Genomic DNA, 25,767 nt, shown 5'->3' on the forward strand with positions numbered 1-25,767 from the left:
GGCCCGAGGCGGCAGGGGTTAGGGTCGCCGGCTGGCCGCGATCAGGAGGAGCCGCTTGCGCAGCAGCGGCGGTTTCGCTCTTCCGAACATGCTGTGCTTGAGGGCTTTCAGGTCGTTGACGCGGCCCTCGACGGGCCCGGACGACCAGTCGGTGCTCATGCCGTAGACGACGGCGTCGAGGTCGGGTAGCAGTCCAGCGGCGAAGCCGGCAGGCCGCACTGCTCGTCCGGGCAGACGTCGGCGATCCAGTGCCGCAGCCGGTCTCCTTCGCGGTTGGTCATGATGGTCGCGAAGGTGCGGACGTGGCCTGCGGCGGCCGTGAGCTCGGCTGAGCGGGCCAGCAGGTGCTTGAGCTGCTGCTGGTCGTCCGGGCGTAGGTGGTCCGGGTGTCGCATGATCCAGCCGGTGGCCTCGCGGGCTGAGGGCGGCCTCGCGATGGGCGGTGGGCGCCCGGCAGCCCGACGGTCGGGACGTAGCGGCCGGACGTAGTCGCGCAGGGTGCTGTAACTGCAGCGTGCCCCGCGTTTTTGCACCTCGCGGTGGAGCCGGGACACGTTCGTGCAGTCCTCGGCGATGCGCTGATTGAGGTAGGGCTTGAAGGCGTCGCGCTTGCTGGTCCGGTTCTGCCACTGACCCTGCAGCATCGCCTCTGGACTGGCCGCGCGGGCGTACTTGCGGACGGTGTTGCGCCCGAGACCGAGTCGTCTGGCGATCTCGCGCAGATTCAGGCCCTGTTCGACCTCGGCGCGGACGGCGGCGTGGGTGTCGCGGAGCCGGTCGGGGAACTTCCGCTGCGGGTAGGGCTCGGGCGGTTTCGACCAGGTCGCGCAGTAGGGCGCGGTGGCGGGAGACGAGGCGTTCGACGGCCTCGGCGAGGTTGTGCCAGACGTGCCATTTGTCCGCGCAGTGCTGGGCGTTTGGGGCGCCGGTGCGGGCGCCGTCGGCGAAGACCTGCGCGCGCTCGCGACAGATGATCTCGACGCCGGGGTGCTCGCGCAGCCAGGTTGCGACGCTGTCCGCGTCGCGGTCGGGCAGCAGGTCAAGTGGCTGGTGGGTCTCACAGTCGACCAGCAGGGTGCCGTAACGGCGGCCCTTCCTGGTGGCAAACTCATCGATGCCGAGCACTCGTGGGGTCGTCCAGCCAGGGTCCGGCAAGGCCATTACCACGCGCAGGACGGTCATCCGGCTGATCACGATGCCGAGCAGCAACGCCAGACGCACCAGGCGCGGGCCGTGAGCACCAAGCCCAGCGCTGCCAGCATGCGCTGCAGGACAGGCGTCCGGCGTCCGTAACGGCAGGTCAGCCCGTCTATCTGCTCGGCGAAGGTCACCCGCTGGCACTCGCGGTTGTCACAGAACAGCCGGCGCACCGACAGTTCGATCACCACGCCCCGCCCGCTGCACGGTGCGTCCGCCAGGCGCCGACCGTACCGGCTGTGCACCCGGACCAGACGGCGCTCCGCAACCGGGACACGGCATGAGCACGTCCTCCGGCGTCAACGCTTCGATTACCACGCAGCCGTCCCGCACCTCTATGCACTCGCCCCGCATCCCCACGAGATGCGGAAGCAGAAGGAAGATCTCCTCACACTCGGTCAGCACCCACTCTGAGATGACGGAGCGTCACCGGCGCACGGAAGCGTGATCACATTCACGGAATCCGTACCTGAACCCATTCATCCCGCCAAGAACATATGGGTGCTCTGATCGGGCACCTGGCTACCCAGGAGCGCAATCCCCTCGACATGGTCCGCTCCTGTCGGCCGGGAGGAGCTGATCGGAAGCGCCAGTCGTGCGTCAGCCGGTCGCTGCCCACTGGCTAGTGCTGCCTCGGTGAACGGCGGCGTAGTCACGGTCGCGCAGCAGGTTGGCGTCATGGTCGGTCAGTGTCCGGTGAAGGGGGCGAAGGATCACCTTGAGCAGCACGTTTTTCTGGTCCGGTCGGGCGCCGAGCCGGGCCAGAGCCTGTGGCGGGAGTTTCTCGCACGGTGTCTCCGCCAGGATTTCAACTGACTCCACGCCTCGCAACGGTGGGGGGCGCCGAGGAGCAGCCCGTCGAGCAAAGCGGTGACCATCTCGTCCAGATCGGCGGATGTCATCCGGCTTGGGCGGCGGGTGACGCGCCACAAATCGAGCTGGTGCGGGGTACCGATGTGCAGGCGGTCGATGGCGTCTCTGCGGTAGACCAGGCCGGGACAGATCAGCAGAACATCATCGGCGGGGTCGGCGGCCAACGCTCGCAGCGCCGCAGGGATCAACGCGCTGGAGTGGCTGCGGAGCATCCGCGGTCGTCGACATAGCGGGTGTAGCGAGCGTCGCGGTGATGTCGTCGGCAAGAGATCGCTACGACGGACACAGAGCGACTGTAAGGGCAACTCGGGCACTGTCACCACGATTTTTCCCGGCGGATTCGATGCAGGTCAGGCCGTATGGGGCCCCTCACCCACGGCTGTCACCTTCCCGCAGCTCGCGGGCGACTGTCAGCTTCAGCGGGTCAGTCGCGACCATCCCGTCGATCGCGCGTCGCAGCGCCTTGGGGCGCCGCTGGGCATCAGCCAGCGCCGGTTCAGAGCATCGTTTGTCCGTAGCCGTGTCACTGGGCACGGTGGGGAGCGGGTACACACGCTTTGCCCACCAAGCGCGTAGGGACGACCTTATGAATGCACGCGAGCGGTCGGCCGGCCTTGTACTCTCCTGGTCGTCATCGGCGCGGCCAGCGCGGCAGCACGAGGCAGGCCTGCTGCCGGTCGACCTCGCAGCCGCTGGCCGGATCATCGGCACCCTCATGGGCGAGGGCGTCCACATCCCGCCACCCGTCCGGTATGGGAGCCACCACCACTCTCCTCATCCGCACCAGCGAGGGCGACCTGTTGGCCGAGCCGGGTGACTGGCTGGCGCGCGGTGCCGACGGCAACAACTAGCAAGTGATGAGCGCCAGTACATTCCCCACTCGCGAAGAGCCCACAGATTTCACCGCCCTGGCGCACACGATCAGGCCCTGATCGACCCGCGCTCACCCCCCAGCGCCGCCCCCCGCGCGGCGCCCGGGGGGGCCGACACTCACTCCAGACCCGGTCCTTGCCGCCCCAGCCGGGCGCAATGTGGGTGACGGACAATTCCCGCCTGCGGGCCCGCCGTGCTCATCCCGCACCCCTCTCGTTCCGTTCGAACTGCGCGAGAGGAGACGGGCCGCGCAGAGCTCCCGCCCTGGCAGACGGTGATGGCGCCAACGGGCGGCCGAGATCAGTCCTCCGAAGTGTGCAGTACCCAGACGTGCAGGGCGTCACGGGACTCGGACAGTGTCAACCAGGCGCCGTTCCCCAGCGCGGCCGGTTGGCAGGAGACCGGCGTGGGATAGGCCACCGGCACGAGCCCTCTCGTACCCGAGGTGTCGACCAGCCAGTGCCGGCTCTGCCCCCACTCGTCGTCGCTCTCGACAGTCGAGACGAGCAGGGTCGTCTCACCGACGAAGCCACCCGCCCAGTCCCAATAGACAGGAATCTCGTCGTCATCGCTGGAAGGAGCGTCCGGGTGCCTGGGAATCACTGACTCGGCATCCCACTCCAGCCCCTCCACGACGGCGCCACGGGAGTCGCGAACGGCGAGCGAGTCCTGGTCATGGGAGACGGTCATGAGCCACTCGCCTGAGGGACTCACACTCAGCAGGCAGAGGTCGCCCTCCAGGTAGTCCACGTCCAATTTCTGCCCGTCCCACCGGCCCCAGCGCAGGGGCGCCCCGTCCTGCCCTTCGCCGATGCTCAGCCCCATCTGATGCGGATCGGACGGGTGGGAAAGGTGGAAGCTGCCGGCCGCCGCGGCCTCGGCGTTGACCCGCGCGAGCACTCGACCGTTCTCTGCGTCGAGAATTAGCCACTCGTCGACCGTGTCCGGGTTCAGCTCGCCCTCGGGCAACGGGCCGCGTACGTGCGCCCAGACGAGTTTGCCGTCTGCTGAAAACCCGACTGAGCCGCCGTCCGGGTACCGATGGTCCTGGCGATCCGCGTACTCGTCGTACGACTCGTGTATCTCCTGGCATGCGCCGTACCAGCATCCATGCCGGACCTCCCAGCGCGTCGCACCCGACGGCTCCACCGCCCGCACAGCATGGACCCCGGCGAAGACGGCCACACTTGCGTCTGGCGCCACCTCCCACGTCCCGCGGTGCCGCGGCCAGGGCGCGGGGAATCGGACGCTCGCCCCGGGGCGTGCGACGAAGGCGTCGTCCAGAGCCTGGGCCACGATCTCGTCGTCGCTCCGCTGGACAAGGATCCTGCGCCCTGGCAACCCGGCGATGTCTGGCGGACCGGCCTTCGACGAGGACATGAGAGCGGAGATGGTGGCACAGAGCCGAGCACGAGCAGACATACGAATCTCCCAGGTCAGGCAGACTCCGGGAACAGTACGGCACACCTCAGACATCGGTCCGTGCGCCCAGTAGTTCGCATGTCCACAGCACTCGATCACGCCCCCGGAGCACTCCCGACGACTCATCTGCCACCGTCGCCTCCGGCTACGACCCCCGGGGCCCGCGGTGTGTCCGAGCCCAACCTTGGTGCCGTCGATCCCTTGCGGTCGGCAACTGGCGCCCCATCACGTTCCTGCCGTGAGGCACATGACAAGGTCACAGCCCGTTTGATCCACCCGGCGAAGGCGACGGCATGGCGCTTGATCAACACGTCTCGTCCCGTGGCAGTCTCCGGACCAGCACAACGACTTGGAGCCGGAAGTCGCACCGCGTGGCGGCGAACAGTAATCCCACCGTCAGAAGTCGCCGCCTGGGAGCCGAGCTGCGCTCCGGGCCAGTGGGCCAGTGGGCTCAAGGCCACCGGAGTGGCCGCGCGACTCATGGTCTCCCAACCCAAGATCACCCACGTGGAGACCGGGCGCCGCGCCATCAGCCCCCGCGATGTACGCGACCGGTGCGCGCTCTACGAAGTGACGGACCAACAGGTCATCGACTCCCTGATGGAGATGGCCACGGAATCCGGGCAGCAGGGCTGGTGGCACGCCTACGGCGACATCCCCCACAGCGTCTACATCGGCCTGGAGACGGACGCCGCATCCATCCACTCCTACGAGCCCATGGTGATCCCCGGCCTGCTGCAGACTCCCGCCTACGCCGATGCGGTTATCGGGAAAACGATTCCCCCGCTCACCGCCGAGCAGCCCGCCATGCGCCTTCGGGTGCGGCTTCGCCGCCAGCACCGGATTTACGACCCGGCCCGCCCACTGCAACTGTGGGTCGTCCTGGACGAAGCGCCCCTGCGCCGCGTCGTCGGCAGCCGCAACATCATGCGCGAACAACTGGAACATTTGCACGCCCTCGGCGCCGGGCCGCACATCACCGTGCAAGTCCTCCCCTACACCGCAGGAGCCCACCCGGGCCTCTCGGGACAGTCCTCCATCCTGCGGTTCGCCGACAGCCCCCAGGCAGGGGTAGTGCACCTGCAACGGTTCACCAGCGACCTCTACCTGGAAAAACCACCCGACGTACAGCACTACAGCGTGATGTACGACCATCTCCAGGCCCAAGCGCTCAACCCCGACAGCAGCCACCACTTCATCACCGACACCGTCAAGTCGCACATCGACGCGACAAGCGCCGTTGAGTCCTTCCGCGAGACAGCCTGAACCGCGTTGCTGAGGTGCGAGGCTGAGCCCCAATCTCGGCCAGCGCTCTTTCTCAGCTGCGGCTTGCCTCGAGCTGCGGGATACCAGCGGTTCGGGAACGGCCAACTGTGGGACTGTAAATCGTTCGGCTCTGTCTCACTTTCGTTTGACAGACCCCCCTGCCCCCGCTGACCAGGCAAAACCCACCCTGATCCTTTACATCCCGGAACGCGCCCGCGAAACAACCCCACCCAGCCACTAACCCCAGATCAGCCCACCACCACACCCACCACACCCGTTCTCAACCAACCCACAAAACCCCAGCCCACACCCCACCACACACACCAAACAACACCCCCAAAAGACACCGTGCCGCTTCGCGTGGTCGTCGAGGACACCGTCGTCCTCGATGACAGCAACACACGTGCCCCACGCCCCACTGTGTTGGAGGAGCTCCTGGCCAGCGCCGACACCCAACAGAAGGCCGTGATCGTCACGGCAGCGGTCTCGGCCGGGCGACGTTGCCCGAAGCGCTGATGGACGAACCCGCGCGCCGCGACGAGATGTGAGGGCCCGCCCGTCGCGCCGGCGTGGCGGATCGGGGAGATGTCCACGCCCCGGCCCAGCAACTACTCGCGGGCCACCTCGATGTCCGTCACACAGAGCTGAAGGCCATGAAGAGTCCCCGGTTTCATCTCCTTCAACCGGACGCCGTGGGCATCCCGTGGAGCATCGCGATTGAGCACCGGGAGCCTGGCGGTGTCATCTGGATGATGCGCATACCGGGGGCGATTTCGTCGTCGAGGTCCACCGAACCGATCGTGCCCGGCGAAGCCGGACAGGTACGGTGCGATGGCGAACGCCCAGGCGAGTCCACCGTCGCCCATGAAGAAGCCGCCGCGCTCGCCGACCCGCCAGTACGGTCCCTACTCGGGGTCGCCGGCTCGCGGGCCGTCAGCCGGGGCGGTCGGTCGGATACGGCCCGAGCGTGGTGCCGATGCGGGCGGTCAGCAGGGCGATGTCGTCGTCGGCGGAGGCCGGAACCAGACGGGTGATCAGCGAGTCGCACAGGTGGTCGAGCGGCCGTTGGGGCTCGGTGAGCAGCCGCGTGAGGTCGGTCAGGCGTTCGTCGATGTCGCGGCCGCGGGACTCGATCAGGCCGTCCGTGTACAGCACCAGGACGCTGCCGGGAGGCAGCGTGACGTCGGTGGTGGTGAAGTCGATCCCGCCCACTCCCAGAGGCACGCCGGGCGGGGTCTTGAGCAGGCGGACGGTTCCGTCGGGCGCCGCCGCGGCGGGCGGCGGGTGCCCGGCGCGGGTGATGGTGCAGCGGCCTGTGACGGGGTCGCAGACGGCGTACAGGAAGGTGGCGAGCATCGGCTCGGCGAGGTCGGCGAGGGTGGCCTCCAGCTGGTGCAGCAGTTCGGTCGGGGGCATGTCGAGGCGGGCGAGGGCCCGGACGGTGGCGGAGAGCCGTCCCATGACGGCGGCCGCAGCGATGCCGTGACCCATGACGTCGCCGATAAGCAGGGCCGCTTTGTCGTCGGGCAGGTGCAGTACGTCGTACCAGTCGCCGCCGACCTCGTTGACGTCGCTGGCCGGAAGGTAGCGGTGCGCCACTTCGATGCCCGGCGGCGGGGTGATGTGCTGCGGCAGCATGCTGCGCTGGAGGACGACCGCCGTCTCATGTTCACGGTGGTAGAGGCGCGCGTTGTCGATACTGACGGCGGCCCGGGCCGCGAGTTCGCTCGCGAGGGTGACGTCGTCGGATCCGAAGGGGCCGACGGGCCGGGTGCGGTAGAAGGTGGCGACCCCGAGGACCAGGTCCCGGGCGACAAGCGGAACCATCATGAACGAGTGCACACCGGCCGTGAGCAGTTGGGCCGGGGCCGTGGAGTGGCGGGCCGCGGGGGCGATGGCCCGCTCGTCGAGCCGTGCGATCAGGAAGGGCTGGCGAGCGGCGAGCGCCTGGGTGTACGGGGCCGCCGCCGGGAAGGTGAGGGTTCTGCCGAGCGGAGCGAGGATGTCGGTGATGGTGGACCCCGTCAGCGGAGCCTTCCCCAGGCGCCGCAGCGCGACGCCGCCGCCGAGGCCCATGCCGGGCTCGTCGCCACGGGCGAGGGTGTCCAGTATGTCGACGGTGACGGCGTCGGCGAGGTCCGGGACGGCGACGTCGGCCAGCTCCTGGGCGGTACGCTCCAGCTCCAGGCTGGCGCCCATGCGGACGCTGGCCTCACTGAGCAGCGCCAGCCTGCGCCGACCCGCCTCGGCCTCGATTTGGGCCCGCTGCTGCTCGGTGATGTCGAGCAGCGAGGCGATCACACCGATCGGCCGGCCGCCGGGATCCTCCACCCGTACGTACGAGCACGACCACACCCGGTCGTGCTCCGGATCGGCAGGTGTTCGCCCGACGCGGCGCCGGTCGAGGACCGGTTCCCCGGTGTCCAGCACCTGCCGCATCGCCTCCTCCATCTCGTCGGCGTTCACCTCGGGCAGCAGCTCGGCGAGGCGACGGCCCACGTGCGCGGACTCCGGGAGCCCGTTCATCGCTTCCAGCGCGGGGTTGACCTGCAGAAACCGTAGATGGGTGTCGAGGATGGCGATACCGACCGGTGAGCGGGAGAACAGTCCGTCCCACACCGCCGACGACCCTCTGATGCGGCGCGCCGCATGGGCATCGGCCGCGAAGACCAGCACCGCCGAGGCCCCGAGCCGCCCGCTGTGCACCGGACAGGCCCAGATCTCCAGCTCCAGCGGGTGTCCCTCGCGGTGCCAGGCGGTCACCGTGCCCATCACCCCCCGGCCGGTGGCGGCCGTCTCCCACAGCGACCGGCCGAGGCTGCGGTCGGCCCCGGAGTGCAGAAGATCGGCGATGTGCCGTCCCATCACCTCGGGCGGGGCGTAACCGAGCAGTTTCTCCGCCACGTGGTTCCACCGCACGATCGTCCCGTCGGCGCCGGTGGCCACCTGCGCCACCTCCAGGGCACCCAGCCACCCGCCGGCGTCCTGGGCCGCCCCGCTGATCAGCTCCCCGATCGGCGTCTGCTCATCCATCCGCGACCCGCCCCCTCTCGAACGGCCGGGAGTACGCGCTTTTGCGGCGGAGTGTTCCCGCGGTGGCGCGGCGCGAGGGCACCCCACATACCCCATCCTGGCCCCGTCGGCCCCGGAGCGCCCTTCGGCGGCGCGCGCAAAGGCGTTTTCGGCGGGTCTGGTGCGCTTGCCCTGGCAGATCGACATCGTCACCCAGGACACCCCGGTGCTGACGAACGCCACCGGTACGAACGCGTCGTTCACCGTCCCCACCCAGTGAGACCGCGACGCTGGTCTTCCACTTCTACAGCGGCGCCACCGTCACCTACCAGGTCACCAAGTCCGGAAGCTCGGTCACCGGCACGGTCTCCTGACGTACCGCGCCCTTGTTCTGGCCGCCCGCTCCCCCGGGCGGCCAGAACAAGTCCCCCGTGGGCTCACTCCTCCTCGGGCGGAGCCGTGCTCGGCCGCGGGCGGGGCGGATCCATCCAGGTCACGGCCGATACGTCGTTGAAGCCCACCACGCTGAGATCGTGCGGAATCCGCAACCCCAGCTCGCGTGCGGCCTGGTAGACAGCGAGCGAGCGCTGCAGGCTGTCGCGGTCGCCACGACGGCCCGGGCGCACCGGTACGACGTGCTGCTGCTGACCGGCGAGGAGGGTCCCGACGCCGTCCGCCGCGTCGCCGGCAGTGGGCTCGCCGACGCGATAATCCTGATGGATGTCGAACTGGACGACGACCGGCTGCCGTTGCTGCGCGGCACCGACCAGCCGTCCGTGCTGATCGGACTGCCCGCCGACACCTCAGGACTGACCTGCGTCGACCTCGCCTTCAAGGCGACCGGCGCGTTGTGCGTCGAGCATCTGGCGATGCTCGGCCACCGCGACATCGCTGTCATCGGCGAGTCCCCCGCGGTCTACGAACGGCACACCGGCTTCGCCGAGCGCACCCTCGACGGACTCCGTTGCCGGGCACGGGAGTTGGGCGTCAGGGTCCTGCACCGGCGTGCGCGGTCGGCTACGACGCGATGGGCCGTCACCCTCGCCCGCATCCTCGACGAGCGCCCGGGCACCTCCCGGCCCGTCGTACAGAACGAGCAGGCGGTCGAGCCGCTGCTCGCCCTGTTGCACCGGCAGGGCCACGCCGTGCCCGAGGACGTGTCGGTCGTCGCGGTCTGCCCTGAACAGGTGGCCGTCCAGGCCTCGATGCGGCTGACGTCGGTCTCCATCCCCGCACAGGAGATGGGCCGGCACGCGGAGGAGCGTCTGGTCGCCAAGCTGGAGGGCTGCGGCACCGACGACGTCGTGCTCATCGCACCCGAGTGGACTGTACGGACGAGTACGGGGTCGACGCCCCCAGCCGCCTCCTGACCCCGACAGCTGCGTCCGTCATCCCGTGGTTGCACACCGGCAGGCGGCACAGGCGCATGTGCGCCGGCATCTCACCAACCAGGCCCGCGTGCGGCGGCTGATCGCCGGGCATCCGGAGATCGAGCGGGAGCCGATCGAAAGGCCGGTGTTCGTCGTGGGACTGCCGCGCACCGCGACCACCGTCACCCACGCCGTGCTCCCACTGTCGGACGAGCACCGCTGCCCGCTGTTTGGGGAACTACTGGCGCCCGGGCTGGAGTTGTCGCCCCGGCAGCGACGGAAGGCGATCACTGCCGGGCGCCGCATGGTCCAGGGCACCGACCTCTTCGCACCGCGCTTCCATGACATCCATGCGATGGCGGCCGAGGGGCCGGAGGAGTGCACGTTCGCCCTGCCGCACGCCCTGATGCCGTTCTCCCAGGCCCGTGTCCCCGAGTACCGGGCGTGGCACTGCGAGCGGGACTTCGTCCCCGACTACCGGTACCTCAAGCAGGTCTACCAGGTCCTGCAGTACGGCCGCCCGCGCCGTCGCTGGGTGCTGAAGTCCCCCATGCATCTGGAGAACCTGGACGCGCTGCGCACGGTGTTCCCCGACGCCACGATCGTGTGGTGCCACCGCGACCCGGTCACCGCTGTGGCGTCCTTCTGCCGTCTGATCGAGCACGGCATGGCGGTCAGCACCCGCCCGCTCGACCTGGGCGGCATCGGCGCCGCCTGGCTCGACCTGCTGAGCCGCGCCATGACACGCGGCCTCTCGGCCAAGGGCCGCCATCCCGCCGGAGCAGCTGGTGAACGCCCCGTACTCCTGGCTCGGCTCGGACCCCGCCGCCGGCGCCCCGAAGCTCTACGCGGCCGTCGGCACCCCTTGGACGGAGGCGGACGCGGCCCGGCTGCCCGCGGCCGTCGCCCGTCCCAAGGGGGTTCGCAAGCACACCTACGACCTGAGCCGCTACGGCCTGAGCCGCGCCGACGTCGAGGCCGCCTTCGCGGACTACAACACGCTGCGGGCCGAGGTCGACCGCGTCTGAGCAGGACGCGGACCGGCCCCGGCCCTGATGTCGGATCAGCCGCCGTTGATGGTCAGCTGGTTGGTGTTGAAGTTGAGTCCGCCGGACGACGAGGTGATCGCATAGCCGAACTGGACGTCGCCGATGGTCTCGTTGCCGGGCATCCAGCCCTTGGTGTAGGCGATCCAATGGAGGATCGGCTTGATGTCCACGGTGCCGGAGTTGGAGTCGGACGTCCGCAGGAACGAGAACACCTGGTTCGACCCGTTGGTGCCCTTGTAGACGTTCCAGCTGTGGCCGCCGAGCGTGACGTTGGCCTGCCAGGTGCCGATCGGGCCGACGGCTCCGTTGTCGTTGACCCAGAGCATGATCTCGTACTGGTGGTCGGTGTCCCAGATGTCGTACGACGTGTTGTACGCGCCGGCCGACGGGACGCTGACGTTGTAGTTGCTGGTGAGCCGGCCGAGGGAGTTGATCGTCTTGTTGATCGTTTTCGTTGAGTTGGGGTAGGACTTGATGCCGCCGGTGTTGGGGTGGTTGGCCCATACCCCCCAGCTGGTCCCGGAGTTGGCCCAGAGGCACTGGCTGCCCGCGCCGGAGCCCCAGATGTTGTTGTAGAGCTTGTAGCCGTCCAGACTGGTGCTGCCCCATCGGTCGCAGGAGTTCCAGACTGCTGCCGAAGCGGGGGCGGAGGCGAGGCCGACGGTGGCACCGAGAGCCATCGCCGGCGCCAGCACCGCCATGGTGACCTTGCGTATCGCGCTTTTGACCATGGTGTCCCTTCCACGGGTGGGGGGAAATGTGGGGGTGTTACCACGCCTCCATGCGGCCGGGCGCCCAGGTCAGTTCGACCTCGGCGCCGAACCGCGTGCGTACGCCCGCGAGCCGACCCGCAGGGAGGGACGGCGGCACCGCGGGCAGGAGGACCAGCCGGTGGGGGGTCGACTGGAGAAGCATCTCGATCAGTACGGCGGGCAGGGTGTGCGCGGCGTCGGCGTTGTAGACGTGGCGGTTCGGGTAGTGCGCGCTCATCAGGGAGGCATGGAAGAAGTCGCCGTCCAGGACCTGGCCGAGAGCGTGGGCGACGCGGTCGCCGTCCCGGAGCCGGGCCGCGATGAGCGCGTGGTGCAGATGGCCGTGCGCGGAGTCGTTCTCGGCGCCGCGCAGTTCGAGGGCGCGGTGGGCGGCGGCCGCCAGGTCGGGGGTGTCGTAGGGGGTGATCTCCTCGAGCGGCCAGACGCCGTAGAGGTGGCTCAGGTGGCGGTGGTCGTAGGAGTCCGCCAGGCCCGGCCACGCCCACTCGGCCAGGGCCCCGTCCTCGTTGATCCGGTGTGGCGGGACCCGGTCGGCGAGGGCGCGCCAGCGGTCGGCGTCCGGGGTGTCCGGGTGGTAGTCGGCCGCGGTGCGCAGGGCGTGGCGGGCCGCCGAGAGGTCCATGGCGGCGTTGATCGTCACCCAGCTCGCGCCTGCGGGGCGGTTCTCGGGTGAGTAGGAGGGGACGACGACGAGCCGGCCGTTGTCGTCGGTGCAGGTGAGGAAGTCCTCGTAGAACAGGGCGACTTCGGCGAGGGCGGCGGCGGTGCGCGGGTCGCGGAGGCCGAGGGTCTCGTCGTCGTCGACGAGGGGCTTGAGCAGCCAGTCGGCGCCCGCGGTCCACAGGTGCAGTGGGTACTCGCGGCTGAAATGGTACGAGTGGCCGGACTCGCCGTCGGTGTGGGCGGGGGCGACCACGCCCCGGGTGCCGAAGACCGCGCGGGCGTTGTCGCGCCAGTCGGGCAACTGGCGTTGGATCAGCGCGGCGTGGGCCTCGGTGACCTCGGGCAGATCGGCGGACGCGGCGGAGGCGGTCTGGAGGTTGAGGTTGGCGTCGTTGGTGAACGCCCCCGACCAGGCCGTGTTCCAGTTGCCGGTCCACAGGCCGGTCAGGCGGGGCGGGAAGAGGCCGGCGGAGGACAGCAGGTGGTAGCGGCCGGCCGCGAACAGCCGCTCCAGCAGGGCGGGGTGGCGCGGGCGCTTCAGCAGCTCCGAGCCCGGCAGCGCCCGTTCGGCCGCGTCGGCGGCGAGGTCGAGGGTGACGCGCTCGTAGGCGGGGCGGTGGAGGGCGGCGTGGCGGTCGAGAAGCTCGTCGTAGTCCTTGGGCAGGTCGCGCAGAGCGCGGCCCTCCGCGGTCACGTCCAGTTCGCCGGTGTGCCGCCGGACGCGGGTGAGGAGCAGCACGGACCGGGCTCTCTCGACGTGCGCGCAGGGCGGGGCGAGGGTCGTCGTGCCGCCGGTGACGACGACGAGCGTGACTCCGGTGAAGGCGCGGTCGCCCTCCGGGTAGTCGGCGCGCAGGCTCAGCAGGGCGCCCTCGGGGGTGAGGACGGCTCCGTGGCCGACACTCAGTCCGGCGGGGGTACCGGGGAGCCGGTGGTCGAGGGAGATGTCGAGGGTGAGGCCGGGCGCCGTCACCTGCTGGACGATCACGTCGTCGGGTCGGGAGACGAAGACCCGGCTGGCCAGCCGGCGGAGGTTGCCCGTACGACGCCCGTCGTGAAGTCGATGTCGCGGCGGTAGTTGCCACCGTCGCCGGCGGGCCGGACCAGGCTGACCTGCAAGGCGGGGTGGAAGGGCTGCGCCCACTGGTGCGGACGGCCGTCGGTGAACCCCTCAGCGGCGGTGTGGTCGCCTGCCAGGAGGCGGTCCTGGAGCGCGGAGAGTCCGGCGGCCAGCCGGGGCGGCCGTCGGTGCACGCCGTTCCCGCTCGGCCGCACCAGGGTGTGATGCGTGACGACGACCCGCTCTGCGTTCGGATCACCGAACGCAAGGGCGCCGTGATGGCCGTTGCCGCTCAGGAAGCCGTCCTCCCAGCGGGCGGCCGGGTGCGGCTCCCAGGTGCCGGGTACGGGCCCGTTGATCATGGTCATGGCCGGAGCACCGCCACGCCGTAGCGGCCGAGGGTGATCCGGTCGGTGACGGCCGTCCCCGTCAGGAGGTCGTGGTGGGTGCCGGGCACCTCGACGGTCACCGGCTCGCGGCCGTGGTTGAGCACGAACAGCGCCTCGCCCCGGCGGACGGCCTCGACCTGCTCGGGGAGGCCGTCGAGCACCGGCCGGACGCCCGCGCCGGAGGCGATCCGGGCCAGCAGGTCGCGCAGCGCCTCCGGCTCCGGGAGCGTGGAGACGTACCAGGCCCGGCCCTTGCGCAGGACGGCGGGCAGTCCGTCGAGTTCACCGCCCTCGTACGGCACGGTCTCCTGGGCGGTGCCGTCGGCCTCCAGTTCCTCGGACCACAGGGTTCCCGGGAAGTCCTCGCAGGCGACGGTCTCCCCCGCGTCCAGCGGCCACCACTCGTGCAGGGTGCGGATGCCGAACAGCTCGCGCAGCCGGGCGTCCATGCCGCCGGGGCGCACCCGGTCGTCCGCGTCGGCGACGCCGGTGAGGAAGCCGCAGACGAGGGTGCCGCCCTGGCGGACGTAGGCGAGGAGGTTCTCGATCGCCGCATCGTCAAGGAGGTACAGCTGCGGTACGACGACGAGCCGGTATGAGGACAGGTCGTGCTCGGGGTGGGCGAAGTCGGTGGTGAGGAGGGCCTGCCACAGGGCACGGTGCCAGGCCTTGAGGACGTCCGCGTGGTCGACCCGCTGGGACAGGCGGCCGTCCTGGGCGCCGGCCCACCAGGCATGCCAGTCGTGCAGGACGGCGACGTCGGCGGTGCCGTGCCGGCCCGAGACCTCCGGGGCGATCCGCGCGAGGTCCGCGCCGAGCTGCTTGACCTCCTGGTACGTACGGCCCTCCTCCCCGGCGTGGCTGACCATGCCGGAGTGGAACTTCTCCGCGCCCTGCCGGGACTGCCGCCACTGGAAGTAGCAGACGGCGTCGGCGCCCCGGGCCACTGCCTGGAGGGACCAGAGCCGGTTGAGGCCGCGCGGCTTGGGGTGGTTCACGCCCCGCCAGTTGACGGGCCCGGCGGCCTGTTCCATGAGCATCCACGGCCCCCGCGCCTGGGAGCGGGTCATGTCCTGGACGAGGGCGCCGCTCTGGGCGCCCAGCGGGTCGCGCGGATCCGGGTAGATGTCGACGGAGACGACGTCCTCCTCCTCGGCCCAGCGCCAGGCGTCCTGGCCCATCCACAGCGGCATGAAGTTGCTGGTGACCGGCGTGTGCGGGGTGTGGCGGCGGACGATGTCCCGCTCGGCGACGTAGCACTCCAGGAGCATGTCGGAGGTGAAGCGGCGGAAGTCCAGCACCTGCCCGGGGTTGCGCATGTAGTGGGGCAGGCGGGGCGGCAGGATGCCGTCCCAGGTGTCGTAGCCCTGGCTCCAGAAGGCGGTGCCCCAGGCCTCGTTGAGGGCGTCGAGGGTGCCGTACTTCTCGCGCAGCCAGCGGCGGAAGGCGCCTGCGGCCTCGTCGCCGTAGTCGAAGGTGCAGTACTCGTTGTTGATGTGCCACGTCGTCAGGGCCGGGTGGCCGCCGTAGCGGGCGGCGAGGTCCTCGGTGATGGCGGCGGCGTAGCGCCGGTAGGTGGCGCTGGAGTGCGAGAAGTGCTGCCGGCCGCCCCACCACTCGGTGCGGCCGTCCTCGGTGACGGGCGGGGTGTCCGGGTGCAGCCGGCCCATCCAGGGCGGGGGCGAGGAGGTCGGGGTGGCGAGGACGACGCCGATGCCGTTGTCGTGCATGAGGTCCATCAGCGCGTCCAGCCGGCCGAACTCCCGCGCTCCCGGCTCCGGTTCCAGCGTCGACCAGGAGAAGACGCCGAGGGTGACCGAGTTGACCCCGGCCGCCTTCATCAGCCGGACGTCCTCGTGCCAGGTCTCCTCGGGCCACTGCTCGGGGTTGTAGTCGCCGCCGAAGAGCAGACGGCCTCGTGTCACGTCACTCAGGTCGGGCATCAGACGGGCTCCCCGTACTGCACGCCGCGCCCGTTGGTGGCGAGGTAGACCCGGCCGTGGACGCGCGGATCGCCGGTGATGGCCGCGCCGGTCCAGCCCCACCGGTGCCGGTCGTCGTTGATCCGCGTCCAGGTCTTCGCCTCGTCGTCGGAGCGGTAGACGGCGTTGAAGTCCTCGATCCCGCCGGCCATGTAGATCGCCGGGTAGGAGGCGCCCTTGGCGGCCTTGCCGAAGCCCAGGGTGTGCGAGGCCCGGCAGCTGCCGACCTGGGTGAAACCGGCGCCGCCGTCGGTGGAGCGGTAGAGCCCGTTCGCCTTGACGCTGAGCCACAGGTCACCGGAGCGTCCGGGGGCCGCGGCCAGCTGGAACCCCGCGTCGCCCGAGCTCAGGCCGGTGGCCCGGGCGGTGAAGGTCAGGCCGCTGTCGGTGCTGGCGTGGAGCGTGCCGGCGCTCGTGTCGTAGGCGTAGAAGCACGTCGGGTCCACGGGGTCCGCGACCAGGACGGCGCCCTTCGGGAGGGAGGCGACCTCGGCCCAGGTGGCGCCGTTGTCCGCCGAGCGGTGCGCCGGATACACGGTGCCGTCCCAGTGCGCGAGGGACCACAGCAGCACACTGCCGTCGGCGTTGGTGACGATCGGGCCGGGCGCGTCCTTGGCGACGGCCGGCTGCGACGCGAAGGGCTCCCAGGTCTTTCCGCCGTCGTTCGACCAGGCGCCGTTGCCCTGGTCGCCCGAGCCGGTGCGCACGACGTACGAGGGCCTGGCCGCGGCCTGGGCGAGTGCGATCGAGGACCCGAACACGGGGTTCGTGGCCATGCCGCGTGACGGCGAGGCGGTCAGCCGCTCGTGGTAGAGCACGCCGATGTCCCGCGACCCGCTGATCAGGTGGGCCTCTCCCGTCGAAGGCGACACGATCGCCACCACGGACGCCTCCTCAAGACCGCGGATCTGCGGGGCCCAGCGCTTGAGGTCGCGCGTGCCGTACAGGGTCGCGCCGGTGCCGTAGACGACGTGCTCGGAGTCGAACGGGTCGAGGCCGACCGCCTGGATCCACCAGCCGAACTTGGGCTTGTCCTTGCCCCAGTTGAGGTAGGGGGTCTCGGAGACGTCGAGGACGGCCTCGTCCCTCAGGGACTTCCAGGTGCGGCCGCCGTCGGTGGAACGGAAGACGTTGTCGAGCTCGGACCAGCGGTTGTTGGTGGACACGACGAGCGTCCCGGGCCGGCGGGCGTCGACGGCGACACCGCCGTAGCCGAAGGCGTCGGTACCGCCGTCGCTCGTCGCCCCGCCGGGCTTCACCGGGGTGACCTCGGTCCACTTCCCGTCCGTCGTACGCAGCTTGTGCACGCTGCCGTCGGACTGCCCGTTGGGGCCGGGGGCGTTGGCGTACGTCACGTACAGCTCGCGGGTGAGGCGGTCGTACGCGGCGCGGATCGGCACCTTCGCGGCGGCGCCGGTGGGCTGCCCGGGGACGGGCTCCCAGGTCTTTCCGTCGGACGTGCGGTACAGGTTGGGGGTGTCGGCGGTGCCGTCGGAGTCTCCCCAGCCGGCGTAGACGCTGCGGCCCGCGGCGACGAGGAGGGTGATGCCCTGGCCGGTGGCGCTCGGGGTGGCCGGGAAGCTCACGGCCTTCCAGGTCGCGCCCCGGTCGGTCGACTTGAGCAGCCCGTCGTGCCGGGTGCCGAGCCACAGGGTGTCGCAGTTCCGTGGGTCGACAAGGAGTCGTTCACCGCATCCACGCCCGTCCTCGTTGCCGCCGAACTTCACGGTGAGGTCGGTGCGCTTCCAGGTGCCACCCCGGTCCTCGGACCGCAGCACGGCCCCGTTGCCGGCCCAGGGCTGCGTGTACGTGCCGAGGGCCAGATACAGCCGGTTCGGGTGGGTCGGGTCGACGGCCATGGCCTCGACGCCGAGGAGGTTCCAGTCGTCCCAGCCGAGGTAGTCGGTCAGCGGGATCCAGCGGTCGGTCCGGTCGTCCCAGCGGTAGGCGCCCCCGATGTCGGTCCGGGCGTAGGCGAGCCCCCGCACCGACGGGTGGAACAGCACCCCGGAGATGAACCCGGTGCCGCCCATGACGGCGTTGCGCCACCGGTAGCCGCTCTTCGCGACAGCCGCGGGAGCGGCTGCCTGAGCCTGCCCCGAAACCGTCGGCAGGGCGACGACCGCGGCGGCGGCAGCGGAACCGGCAAGAACGGAGCGTCGGCTGAGGTGAAACGTGCTCATGACATACCTCGGTCTTTACGAAGGGGGAAGTCGAGCTGGGATCAGGGGTGCGGGACCGCATCGATGTGCGGCTCCGCCACGTGGGCGCGCAGAGCCGCGTACGGCATACGACGGAAGGCACTGCGGCGGGACTCGGACCAAAGGGCTTCAGCCCTTGATGACGGCATACGGGTCACGGAACACGGCCGCCACCAGCTGGACCTGCGCCATCCGGCCGCCCGCGGGCACCTCGACCGGGCCGTCGACCGGATCGTCGGCGAGTGGGGCGTCGGCTACCTGAAATTCGACTACAACATCACGGTCTCCCCCGGCGGGCCCCTGCTCGGCCACGCCCGCTGCTGGCTCGACTGGCTGTCGTCCACGCTCGACCGGTACCCGGGCCTGGTGATCGAGAACTGCGCGTCGGGCGGTATGCGCATGGACGGCGCCTCGCTCGCCGTCACCCAGCTCCAGTCCACCAGCGACCAGCAGGACCCGCTGCGCTATCCCCCGATCGCGGCTGCCGCGCCCACGGCGGTACCGCCCGAGCAGGGCGCCGTGTGGGCGTACCCGCAGCCTGGTTTCACCGACGAGGAGATCGCCTTCACCCTGGGCGGCGCGCTGCTCGGCCGGATCCATCTCTCCGGGCGTCTGGACCATATGTCCCCGGGCCAGCTCGCACGCGTACGGGATGCGCTGGCGACGTACAAGTCACTGCGCCACGACCTTCCGCGCGCCGTGCCCTGCTGGCCACTCGGCCTGCCCGGGTGGACGGACGACTGGCTCGCGCTGGGGCTGCGGGCCGGCGGGACGACGTACGTCTCGGTGTGGCGCAGGGGCGGCGACTCCCAGCAGCGCCTTCCGGTACCGCACCTGGCGGGCAAGGACGTACGCGCCGAGATTCCGCACCTTTCGGCACCGGCGGGCACGGCGACCTGGCGGCCCGATTCCGCCGAACTCACCGTCGAACTGCCGGCGAGCCCGGCGTGCGTGCTGGTCCGCCTCACGGTTCAGGAGAGGCCGCGCCATGACGCGGCGGACGCGGCCGTGGCGGCGGTCGCGACGGCGACCGCCGCCAGACGCCCGTAATCGAGGGTGTCCGGGGTGTCGGTCGGCCGGTGGTAGTGGGGGTTCCGGAAATTCGCCGTACCGGTGAGCATCAGGGCCGGAATCCCTACGTTCCAGAAGGACGCGTGGTCGCTGCGGTCGAGGTGGATCAGCGGGGGCGCCGCGAGGCCGGCGAGCGCGCCCAGCAGGCCGTGCGGACGCGGGTCGCGCAGGGTGACGGCGGACAGCCGGGGCTCCGCGGCCTCCGCTGCCCGCCGCCACGCAGCGGCGGCCGCCTCAGTGGAGCGCCGGTGCACCACGAGGGTGAAGTCACCCCGCTGCCCGCCGGAGCGGACCCGGGCGGCCACCTGGGGGAAGGCCGCCGCGAACCCGGCAGGCATGAGCTGGGTTCCGGGCCCGGTCGCGAAGTAACCGACGGACTCCAGGCAGATCATTCCCGCGACCTGCCCGGTTCGGCGGAGCTGCTGGGCGGCGACCCGGGAACCGATCATGCCCAGCTCCTCCATGTCGAAGAACAGGAGGGTGACGGCGGGCGGTCGCGGCAGCCCGCCGAGGAGCCGCGCGATCTCCAGCAGCGCGGCGACTCCGGAGGCGTTGTCGTCGGCGCCGGGGCTGCCGTCGACGGTGTCCAGATGGGCTCCGACGACCACGGTGGGCCGGTCGTCGGCTCCCGGCAGGCGGGCCACGAGGTTCGCGCCGGTCAGCCGTGTGTGCAGGCGGAGTTGGAGCGCGATGGCCCGATCGTTCTGGCGGTCGGTGCCGCCCAGTCGCCACCGTACGTCGAACGGCTGCCGCTCGGTCCGCCACCCCGCGGCGGCCAGTTCACGCATCACATGGGCCTCGGCGCGCAGCATGGCCTCGGGGGCGCGGGTGCGGCTGCGCGGGCGGTCGGCGAGGTATTCGACGTCGTGCCGCAGGCGTCGCGGGTCGGCGCGCCGGTTCAGTTCACGTACGAGCGCGAGCACCACGGCTTCACCGCCTTAGCCCTCGTCGGTGCGGAGCAGCCTCCTGTCATCGATGATGGTGCATGTCTACGACGTTCGCTCCTTGGGACCGGATCGATCCGGCACCGAGCTGCTCACAGCGGTCGAGGCTGCCGTTCCCACGCCTGTCGGCTATCCGTGCCGTGGCCCGCTGCCACCGAGCTTTCCTGTGCAAGGTCGCCGCACCACGCCGTCGGCAGACGGCTCAGCCCGAAGCACCGCGCTGATCCCCTGCAACCTATTCACGCGCAGCGACGACAAGAGGGTGACGCTTCACAACTCCCCCGTCAGGAGGGCCAGATGGGCCACAGCAACGACAATCCGACTCCGGCTCCGGCTCCGGCTCCGAGCAGTGCCACGAGCCGCAGGCGCTTCCTCGTCGCGGCCGCCGCGCTCGGCGGCGGCATCGGCCTGAATCTCCATCTTCCCAGCACCGCTGCCGCGGAGTCCGGGCGTACCACCGCCGGCGCAGCGGCGACCGCCACCGTCTATATCGCCGGCGACTCCACCGCGCAGACGTACCGCTCGGGTTACCACCCCCAGGCGGGCTGGGGTCAGACGCTCCCCGGCTTCTTCACCCAGAACATCACGATCGCCAACCACGCCATAGGGGGGCGCAGTTCGCGGAGCTTCATCGAGCAGGGACGGCTGGCCGCCATCCACCAGGCGATCCGGCCGGGCGACTACCTGTGCGTGCAGTTCGGACACAACGACGCCACCGTCAGCAACCCGGACCGCTACACCTCACCGGCGGACTACAAGGAGTACCTGCGTAACGACTACATCAGGGCCACCCGCGCACGCGGCGCGACACCCATCGTCGTCACACCCGTCTCCCGCCGCTCCTACAACGGGTCGACCGGCGAGTTCAACGTCTCCTTCCCCGCGTACGTGAATGCCGCGCGCGCCGTCGCAGCCGAGGAGAGAGCCCCGCTGGTCGACCTGTCCGAGCTCAGCCGGGTGTTCCTGACGAAGCTCGGCGTGGAGGCGTCCAAGAACATCTTCCTGTGGCTGTCTCCAGGGCAGTACCCCAACTTCCCGAACGGGATCCAGGACAACACCCACTTCCAGCTGAAGGGCGCCACCGAGATGTCCCGCCTGGTCGCCCGGGCGGTGGCCGGGCTCGGTCTGCCGCTCTCCGGCGAGGTGATACCGACTCGTCACCGTTCATCCCGGTGACGGGGCGGGGCCGGGCCGCTCTGTCCGCCGGGAGCGCCTGCTCGGCCCAGACGGTCTTGCCGCTGCCGCTGGGCCGGGAGCCCCAGCGGTCGGTGAGCTGGGCGACCAGCAGGAGTGTCGACATGGCGCTTCATGTCCCCGGAATCTTCCCGGCCCCGTACACCGCCGTATCCGGCGTACCGCGCTCAGCTGTACGGGCCGGCGAATTCCCTCAACGTCGTTTCGTACCGGCCGCCGAAGTCCACCCGCGTGATGTCCCGGAAGCGGAATGTGGTGTCGTCGGCGTGCCACCGTGCGCCGGTGTCGACTTCGCGCAGTCGTACCGACCTCGGCCGCAGCCGCGTCACCGCGCCGATCCAGCAGGCGTCGGGCACCTGCCGTTCCCTGTGCACCGAGATGAGGCCGAACTCGCTGCCCGCGGTCTTCAGCAGCGCGGTCGACTCGTCCAGGGGAATCGCGGCGGGTACGCGTACCGGCCACTGTCCGCGTCGGCGCAGGGCTCTGATGGTCAGGCAGGTCTCGTCTCCCTGTCGGCGCACCTTGGTGATGTCGGCGGTACGGAGCGCCGACCAGCCGTCAAGCTGGATGTCCGAGCACCGCGCCAGCAAGGTCCACTCGGCACTCGCGCCGATGACGAATCCCTCGATCCACTCCACGCGAGGGATCGACCGGTGGACGCGCACCAGCCTTCCGGTGGTGACAGCCTTGTCGAGCCGGCGCAGTACGCCGTCGTCGACTGCCGTCTCCCGCTCTGCCTTCTTCACTTCGCGCGCCTTCGCCATCCTCGGATGATGCCCGGGCACGATCGGTCCGGTCACCTTGTTTTCCCGCCCGGTGCGCGGCAGCGACGGCCCGCTGCCTGTCATGGTGTCGGTCGATACGAGGGCAAGGGCGAGCAGGGCGTCGCCCCGGAACTCCGCCGTCGGCCTCGGACCGCCTTGCCGCCGCGTGGACGACGGCGGAATCCTCGAGCAGGTGCGCGTGGGCGGCGTACGCCTCCAGGCACTTCGTGGTGGCGGCCGCCAGCACGGGGCGGCCCTGGAGAGCTCCGGCGAGGTCATCAGCGGCAGCGTACGGGCACCCCGCATCGCGTACCCGCTCACCACACGGTCCGGGTCCGCCAGCCGGGCCGCCAGGAAGTGGCCGAAGAATTACGGCGTGCCGTGGTTCGGGGCAGGCTGGCCTGAACCAGCGCATGACGTGCGAGCCGTGGCGGCAGTCGGTGGCCACGACCGACGATCCCGGATTCACCGCCGTGCCATGGCGTGCGGGCACCGTTGCCGGGCAGCAGGGAGGAGAGCCTGTCGGCAGCCGTGCGTCGAGGAGGCGGCCGATGCGGGTGGCAGGGCGGAACGGAGTGGTGGTCTCATGGCGGTCGGTGTCCCCGCAAGCGGTTCGGCGCGCGGTGGCGAACGCGGTGCGTACGTCAGAGCCCTGGCCCGTACGCCGGTCGCTCTGTGGGAGGACGACGTCACCGACTGGGCGGCCGCGTTGACGTACTACGCGGTCCTGGCGGTCTTCCCGGCCCTGCTGGTGATCGTCTTCGCCATCGCGCTGCTCGGCACGGGCTCGCCCGAGGATGTCATCGCGCAGTTCGGCGCCTTCGTACCGCGCACGGCCCGCCCGGTGCTCGAACAGGCTCTGGGCAGCCGGCCGCAGGGGGCTTCGGGCCCCTGGCTGCTGGTCGTGTTCACCGGCGGCGCGGCGCTCTGGTCGTCCTCCAGCTATCTGGCCGTGTTCCGGCGCGCGCTGCACGCGATGTACGGCGTGGCGGACTGCCGTCCGGCGTGGCGGACTCTGCCCGCCATCCTGCTCAGGGCGCTCACGGTCCTGGCGCTGCTGGTGAGCGGGGTGCTGACGCTGACCGCCACCGGAAGGATCGCCCGGGCCATCGGCCGGGGGACAGGGACGGACCATCAGGCGGCCCTCGTGTGGGCGGGCTTGAAGTGGCCGCTGCTGTTCCTGGTGGTCGTCGCCCTGGTTCTGCTGCTCTTCCGGTCCGGGCCGCCCGAGGCCCGGGGGCTGCGGCAGACGGTGGCCGGCGGGGCGCTGGCGGTGGTGCTGTGGCTCGTGGCCTCGGCGGGCTTCGCGTTCTACGCCTCGCACATCGCGACGTACAACCGTCTCTACGGTTCCCTGGCGGGTGTGGTGGCTTTCCTCGTCTGGCTGTGGGTGTCCCACGTCGTACTGCTGGGCGGAGCGCAGTTCAACGCCGAACTCTCCCGGGACGGACGGCCGAAAAGGCCTGATCCCTGCTCTCCCCCGGTGTGACGCGATGTGATGCGATGCCATGCGATGCCATGCGATGCCATGCGATGCGGTGTGATGCGGTGTGATGCGCCCGGCCCTCACGGTTCATCCGGCCGCGACGGGCAACACGTGGGGCATGACGACGGGTAGCGGCGCGGCCGCCGGACGGACAAGACCCCTGCTGCTGTTGCCACCCCTGTGGGCACTGATGGTGGGAGCGGGTCTGCTGATCACCGGCCCGGCCGCCACCCGGTGGCCCCTGTCGGCAGAGGGCGATGTCAATGCCTGGTTCGCCGGGCATCGCACCGGACCGGCCACGTCGGTGTCCGAGTGGCTGACGCTCATCGCCTCCACCGAAGGCGTCATCGGCGTCACCCTTGTCTGCGTCGTCGCGCTGGTCGTCCTGCCGCGCGTGCCGCGGTGGCGGGAGGCGGTGTTCCTCGGCGCGTCGGTCGCAGCGCAGTCGGCGCTCTTCCTGTTCATCACCCTGTGCGTGGAGCGGCCGCGCCCCGTCGTGTCTCATCTCGATCCGGCCCCGCCGACCTCCAGCTTCCCCTCCGGCCATGTGGGAGCGTCGGTCGCGCTCTACGGCGGTCTGGCCACGCTCGCGGTCACCCGGCTGCGCGGCCCCTGGCGGTACGTCGCCGCGGTGGTGCTGCTGGTCGTTCCACCGGCTGTGGCCGTCTCCCGCCTGTACCGGGGGATGCACCATCCGAGCGATGTGGTGGGCGGCCTGGTCAACGGCGCGTGCACCCTGCTCGTCATCGGGTACGCGCTGCTGGCACCGCGTGAGCGTCCCGCTCCGGCGCCTGCCGGCCGCGAGGGTGCCCGGCCGCCCCTCCCCCGGTCCGCCGGGAGCGCCGACGGCGGCGTCCGGGGTGGCCGCCGCGTCGTCGTGGTGCGCCATCCCCTGGCGTGCGCGGAGAAGTTGGCACAACAGGTACGCGATGTCCTGGTCCGGCACGGCTGCACCGATGTGCGGTGGACATCGACGACGGCCGAACGCCCCTGCGGCGACCTCGCCGCGTACACGGCGGCCGGGCGGGTCGACCTGGTCGTGGTGTGCGGAGGGGACGGCACCGTACGCGCCTGCGCGGACGAGTTGGCCGGCAGCGGCACTGCCTTGGCGGTCGTCCCGTGCGGTACGGGCAATCTGCTCGCGCGCAACCTGGGGTTGCCCGTGAAGCCCGCCGCGGCCCTGGACCGGGCGCTGAGCGGCGACCGCGTCCGTATCGACGTCGGGCGGGTGAGCGGCGACGGTCTCGCACCGACCCGCTTCACCGTCATGGCCGGTGCCGGATTCGACGCGGTGATGGTGCGGGACGCCTCACCACGGCTCAAGGCGTCCTTGGGCTGGCTCGCCTACGTCGTCTCGGCCGTACGTCATCTCGGCGATCCCCCCATGCGGCTGTCGATCCGGCTCGACACGGGCGACGTTGTGCCCCGCCGCGCGCGCATGGTCGTCATCGGCAACGTCGGCGCCCTTCAGGGCGGCGTGCCGCTCCTGCCGGACGCCCGGCCCGACAGCGGACGGCTGGAAGTGGTCCTGCTCGACCCCAGCGGCGCCGTGGGGTGGCTCGCGGCGGCGGCGCACCTGCTGCGCGGCATGATGCCCAGCCGCTCCCGGCGTCCGGCCGGGACAGGGACGAGGGGGACGCCCGGGGCGCCCGGGACGACCGCAACGCCCCGCACGACCGCGGCCGCCGCGCCTGCGCGACGGCTCGTGGCGCGCGGCGCCCTGGAGTACTTCAGCGCGGTCCACGTCGACATCCGCTTTGCCGGGCCACAGGCCCGCGAAGTCGACGGCGACTGCGCCGTCGAGGGCACGCGAATGGTCGCGGAGGTGGAACCGGGAGCCCTGCTGGTCCAGTTGCCCCGGAGCCGGCGCCCTGCCGCCTGCCGCCCGTACCTGAGGACGGACCCCGCACCCACCGCGGCCCCGGCGCCCGCAGCACCGGGCCTCCGGTGCGCCCAGTCACCCGCACCTGCTGACGGCGAGCAGGGCGACCGGCACGCCGGCCCTGCGGCGCCCGTACGTCCGGGGCGAGGCACACCGTCCTCGCCCGCGCCGCTCGGCCGGAAGCCCTGACGTCCTCTGAAAGGAGGCGCACCGCGCCATGGCACAACGATCCGGGCGCCGGTGCCTCGCCGGCCCGCGACGACTCGTCGGACCGACGATCTCCCGCCACTGGGGGC

21 protein-coding genes and 5 pseudogenes are annotated in these 25,767 nt (G+C 71.0%); 10 read left to right on the top strand and 16 right to left on the bottom strand.

The annotated features are described in order from the left end of the window. Positions 1-18 precede the first annotated feature (18 nt). From J7E91_RS35900 to J7E91_RS13045, 8 genes and pseudogenes are all read right to left on the bottom strand, one after another. Positions 19-159 (bottom strand): hypothetical protein, encoded by a 141-nt coding sequence (locus J7E91_RS35900; protein WP_251015665.1) that lies wholly within the window; start codon positions 157-159, stop codon positions 19-21. Then, on the bottom strand, positions 156-644 hold the full coding sequence (locus J7E91_RS35905) for a hypothetical protein (protein ID WP_251015666.1): 489 nt from the start codon (positions 642-644) through the stop codon (positions 156-158). The genes J7E91_RS35900 and J7E91_RS35905 overlap by 4 nt, the downstream gene beginning before the upstream one ends. 241 nt (positions 645-885) lie before the next feature. Further along, positions 886-1,182, bottom strand: a pseudogene (locus J7E91_RS35910) (transposase); the annotation flags it as partial. A gap of 8 nt (positions 1,183-1,190) precedes the next feature. Next, on the bottom strand, positions 1,191-1,388 hold the full coding sequence (locus J7E91_RS13030) for a hypothetical protein (protein ID WP_214902495.1): 198 nt from the start codon (positions 1,386-1,388) through the stop codon (positions 1,191-1,193). A 409-nt stretch (positions 1,389-1,797) separates the two neighbouring features. Beyond that, a complete protein-coding gene (locus J7E91_RS13035; protein ID WP_214903509.1) occupies positions 1,798-2,019 on the bottom strand; it encodes a hypothetical protein in 222 nt (73 codons plus the stop codon). A 98-nt stretch (positions 2,020-2,117) separates the two neighbouring features. Beyond that, positions 2,118-2,282: pseudogene (locus J7E91_RS37290) on the bottom strand (hypothetical protein); the annotation flags it as partial. Between the two features lie 419 nt (positions 2,283-2,701). Next, complete coding sequence (locus tag J7E91_RS36745; RefSeq protein WP_285439073.1) at positions 2,702-2,833, bottom strand: hypothetical protein; 132 nt, start codon at positions 2,831-2,833, stop codon at positions 2,702-2,704. Between the two features lie 410 nt (positions 2,834-3,243). Beyond that, on the bottom strand, positions 3,244-4,365 hold the full coding sequence (locus J7E91_RS13045; protein WP_214902501.1) for a hypothetical protein: 1,122 nt from the start codon (positions 4,363-4,365) through the stop codon (positions 3,244-3,246). A gap of 480 nt (positions 4,366-4,845) precedes the next feature. On the opposite strand from J7E91_RS13045, the gene J7E91_RS13050 reads away from it, so the two are divergent. Together J7E91_RS13050 and J7E91_RS13055 are read left to right on the top strand one after the other, a co-directional pair. After that, entirely contained in the window at positions 4,846-5,631 is a 786-nt protein-coding gene (locus J7E91_RS13050) for a DUF5753 domain-containing protein (RefSeq protein ID WP_308376470.1), read from the top strand. A gap of 348 nt (positions 5,632-5,979) precedes the next feature. Continuing rightward, on the top strand, positions 5,980-6,147 hold the full coding sequence (locus J7E91_RS13055) for a hypothetical protein (RefSeq protein ID WP_214902504.1): 168 nt from the start codon (positions 5,980-5,982) through the stop codon (positions 6,145-6,147). 417 nt (positions 6,148-6,564) lie between these two features. Here the strand turns inward: J7E91_RS13055 and J7E91_RS13060 are convergent, their stop codons facing one another. Further along, on the bottom strand, positions 6,565-8,664 hold the full coding sequence (locus J7E91_RS13060; RefSeq protein WP_214902507.1) for a SpoIIE family protein phosphatase: 2,100 nt from the start codon (positions 8,662-8,664) through the stop codon (positions 6,565-6,567). 269 nt (positions 8,665-8,933) lie between these two features. On the opposite strand from J7E91_RS13060, the gene J7E91_RS37000 reads away from it, so the two are divergent. Beyond that, a complete protein-coding gene (locus J7E91_RS37000; RefSeq protein ID WP_308376524.1) occupies positions 8,934-9,017 on the top strand; it encodes a hypothetical protein in 84 nt (27 codons plus the stop codon). Between the two features lie 63 nt (positions 9,018-9,080). Here J7E91_RS37000 and J7E91_RS37005 read toward each other — a convergent pair whose 3' ends face one another. Continuing rightward, positions 9,081-9,191: a hypothetical protein gene (locus J7E91_RS37005; RefSeq protein ID WP_308376472.1), complete on the bottom strand. Its 111-nt coding sequence runs from the start codon at positions 9,189-9,191 to the stop codon at positions 9,081-9,083. Between J7E91_RS37005 and J7E91_RS13075 the strand changes: the two genes are divergently transcribed. The 3 genes and pseudogenes from J7E91_RS13075 (at position 9,177) to J7E91_RS37015 (ending at position 11,041) form a co-directional block, all read left to right on the top strand. Further along, positions 9,177-10,013 carry a substrate-binding domain-containing protein gene (locus tag J7E91_RS13075; protein ID WP_308376473.1) on the top strand — a complete coding sequence of 279 codons (837 nt, stop codon included), beginning with the start codon at positions 9,177-9,179 and terminating at the stop codon, positions 10,011-10,013. The genes J7E91_RS37005 and J7E91_RS13075 overlap by 15 nt on opposite strands. A gap of 193 nt (positions 10,014-10,206) precedes the next feature. After that, a pseudogene (locus J7E91_RS37010) lies at positions 10,207-10,734 on the top strand (sulfotransferase); the annotation flags it as partial. 67 nt (positions 10,735-10,801) lie between these two features. Next, the gene (locus J7E91_RS37015) at positions 10,802-11,041 is read left to right on the top strand and encodes a hypothetical protein (RefSeq protein ID WP_308376474.1); all 240 of its coding nucleotides are present in this window, start codon (positions 10,802-10,804) and stop codon (positions 11,039-11,041) included. Between the two features lie 35 nt (positions 11,042-11,076). On the opposite strand, the gene J7E91_RS13085 is transcribed toward J7E91_RS37015, so the two are convergent. From J7E91_RS13085 to J7E91_RS13100, 4 genes and pseudogenes are all read right to left on the bottom strand, one after another. After that, positions 11,077-11,793 (bottom strand): hypothetical protein, encoded by a 717-nt coding sequence (locus J7E91_RS13085; protein ID WP_214902513.1) that lies wholly within the window; start codon positions 11,791-11,793, stop codon positions 11,077-11,079. A gap of 58 nt (positions 11,794-11,851) precedes the next feature. Beyond that, a pseudogene (locus tag J7E91_RS13090) lies at positions 11,852-13,926 on the bottom strand (glycoside hydrolase N-terminal domain-containing protein); the annotation flags it as partial. Then, complete coding sequence (locus tag J7E91_RS13095) at positions 13,923-15,890, bottom strand: beta-galactosidase (RefSeq protein ID WP_214902516.1); 1,968 nt, start codon at positions 15,888-15,890, stop codon at positions 13,923-13,925. The gene J7E91_RS13095 and the pseudogene J7E91_RS13090, both read right to left, overlap by 4 nt. Continuing rightward, on the bottom strand, positions 15,890-18,112 hold the full coding sequence (locus J7E91_RS13100; RefSeq protein WP_214902529.1) for a sialidase family protein: 2,223 nt from the start codon (positions 18,110-18,112) through the stop codon (positions 15,890-15,892). Before J7E91_RS13100 ends, J7E91_RS13095 begins: the two co-directional genes overlap by 1 nt. A 159-nt stretch (positions 18,113-18,271) precedes the next feature. Between J7E91_RS13100 and J7E91_RS13105 the strand changes: the two are divergent. Then, a pseudogene (locus J7E91_RS13105) lies at positions 18,272-19,180 on the top strand (alpha-galactosidase); the annotation flags it as partial. Here the strand turns inward: J7E91_RS13105 and J7E91_RS13110 are convergent. Further along, positions 19,102-20,127: a M28 family peptidase gene (locus J7E91_RS13110; RefSeq protein ID WP_308376477.1), complete on the bottom strand. Its 1,026-nt coding sequence runs from the start codon at positions 20,125-20,127 to the stop codon at positions 19,102-19,104. The pseudogene J7E91_RS13105 and the gene J7E91_RS13110 sit on opposite strands and share 79 nt — an antisense overlap. A 315-nt stretch (positions 20,128-20,442) precedes the next feature. Between J7E91_RS13110 and J7E91_RS13115 the strand changes: the two genes are divergently transcribed. Further along, positions 20,443-21,321 (top strand): rhamnogalacturonan acetylesterase, encoded by an 879-nt coding sequence (locus J7E91_RS13115; RefSeq protein WP_214902536.1) that lies wholly within the window; start codon positions 20,443-20,445, stop codon positions 21,319-21,321. A 185-nt stretch (positions 21,322-21,506) separates the two neighbouring features. On the opposite strand, the gene J7E91_RS13120 is transcribed toward J7E91_RS13115, so the two are convergent. Next, a complete protein-coding gene (locus J7E91_RS13120) occupies positions 21,507-22,103 on the bottom strand; it encodes a hypothetical protein (protein ID WP_214902540.1) in 597 nt (198 codons plus the stop codon). Between the two features lie 586 nt (positions 22,104-22,689). Between J7E91_RS13120 and J7E91_RS13125 the strand changes: the two genes are divergently transcribed. Then, the gene (locus J7E91_RS13125) at positions 22,690-23,592 is read left to right on the top strand and encodes a YihY/virulence factor BrkB family protein (protein WP_214902544.1); all 903 of its coding nucleotides are present in this window, start codon (positions 22,690-22,692) and stop codon (positions 23,590-23,592) included. Positions 23,593-23,707: 115 nt separating this feature from the next. Beyond that, complete coding sequence (locus tag J7E91_RS13130; RefSeq protein WP_251015598.1) at positions 23,708-25,660, top strand: diacylglycerol kinase family protein; 1,953 nt, start codon at positions 23,708-23,710, stop codon at positions 25,658-25,660. Positions 25,661-25,767 lie beyond the last annotated feature (107 nt).

The sequence above is a fragment of the Streptomyces sp. ISL-99 genome (genome assembly GCF_018614005.1).
Lineage (GTDB): Bacteria > Actinomycetota > Actinomycetes > Streptomycetales > Streptomycetaceae > Streptomyces > Streptomyces flavidovirens.

Excerpts from the sequence above, each read along its gene's own strand:
- J7E91_RS35900 (WP_251015665.1), bottom strand. The coding sequence starts at position 159 with ATGAGCACCGACTGGTCGTCCGGGCCCGTCGAGGGCCGCGTCAACGAC.
- J7E91_RS35905 (WP_251015666.1), bottom strand. The coding sequence starts at position 644 with ATGCTGCAGGGTCAGTGGCAGAACCGGACCAGCAAGCGCGACGCCTTC.
- J7E91_RS13045 (WP_214902501.1), bottom strand. The coding sequence starts at position 4,365 with ATGTCTGCTCGTGCTCGGCTCTGTGCCACCATCTCCGCTCTCATGTCC.
- J7E91_RS13050 (WP_308376470.1), top strand. The coding sequence starts at position 4,846 with ATGGTCTCCCAACCCAAGATCACCCACGTGGAGACCGGGCGCCGCGCC.
- J7E91_RS13060 (WP_214902507.1), bottom strand. The coding sequence starts at position 8,664 with ATGGATGAGCAGACGCCGATCGGGGAGCTGATCAGCGGGGCGGCCCAG.
- J7E91_RS13085 (WP_214902513.1), bottom strand. The coding sequence starts at position 11,793 with ATGGTCAAAAGCGCGATACGCAAGGTCACCATGGCGGTGCTGGCGCCG.
- J7E91_RS13095 (WP_214902516.1), bottom strand. The coding sequence starts at position 15,890 with ATGCCCGACCTGAGTGACGTGACACGAGGCCGTCTGCTCTTCGGCGGC.
- J7E91_RS13100 (WP_214902529.1), bottom strand. The coding sequence starts at position 18,112 with ATGAGCACGTTTCACCTCAGCCGACGCTCCGTTCTTGCCGGTTCCGCT.
- J7E91_RS13115 (WP_214902536.1), top strand. The coding sequence starts at position 20,443 with ATGGGCCACAGCAACGACAATCCGACTCCGGCTCCGGCTCCGGCTCCG.
- J7E91_RS13120 (WP_214902540.1), bottom strand. The coding sequence starts at position 22,103 with ATGGCGAAGGCGCGCGAAGTGAAGAAGGCAGAGCGGGAGACGGCAGTC.
- J7E91_RS13125 (WP_214902544.1), top strand. The coding sequence starts at position 22,690 with ATGGCGGTCGGTGTCCCCGCAAGCGGTTCGGCGCGCGGTGGCGAACGC.
- J7E91_RS13130 (WP_251015598.1), top strand. The coding sequence starts at position 23,708 with ATGACGACGGGTAGCGGCGCGGCCGCCGGACGGACAAGACCCCTGCTG.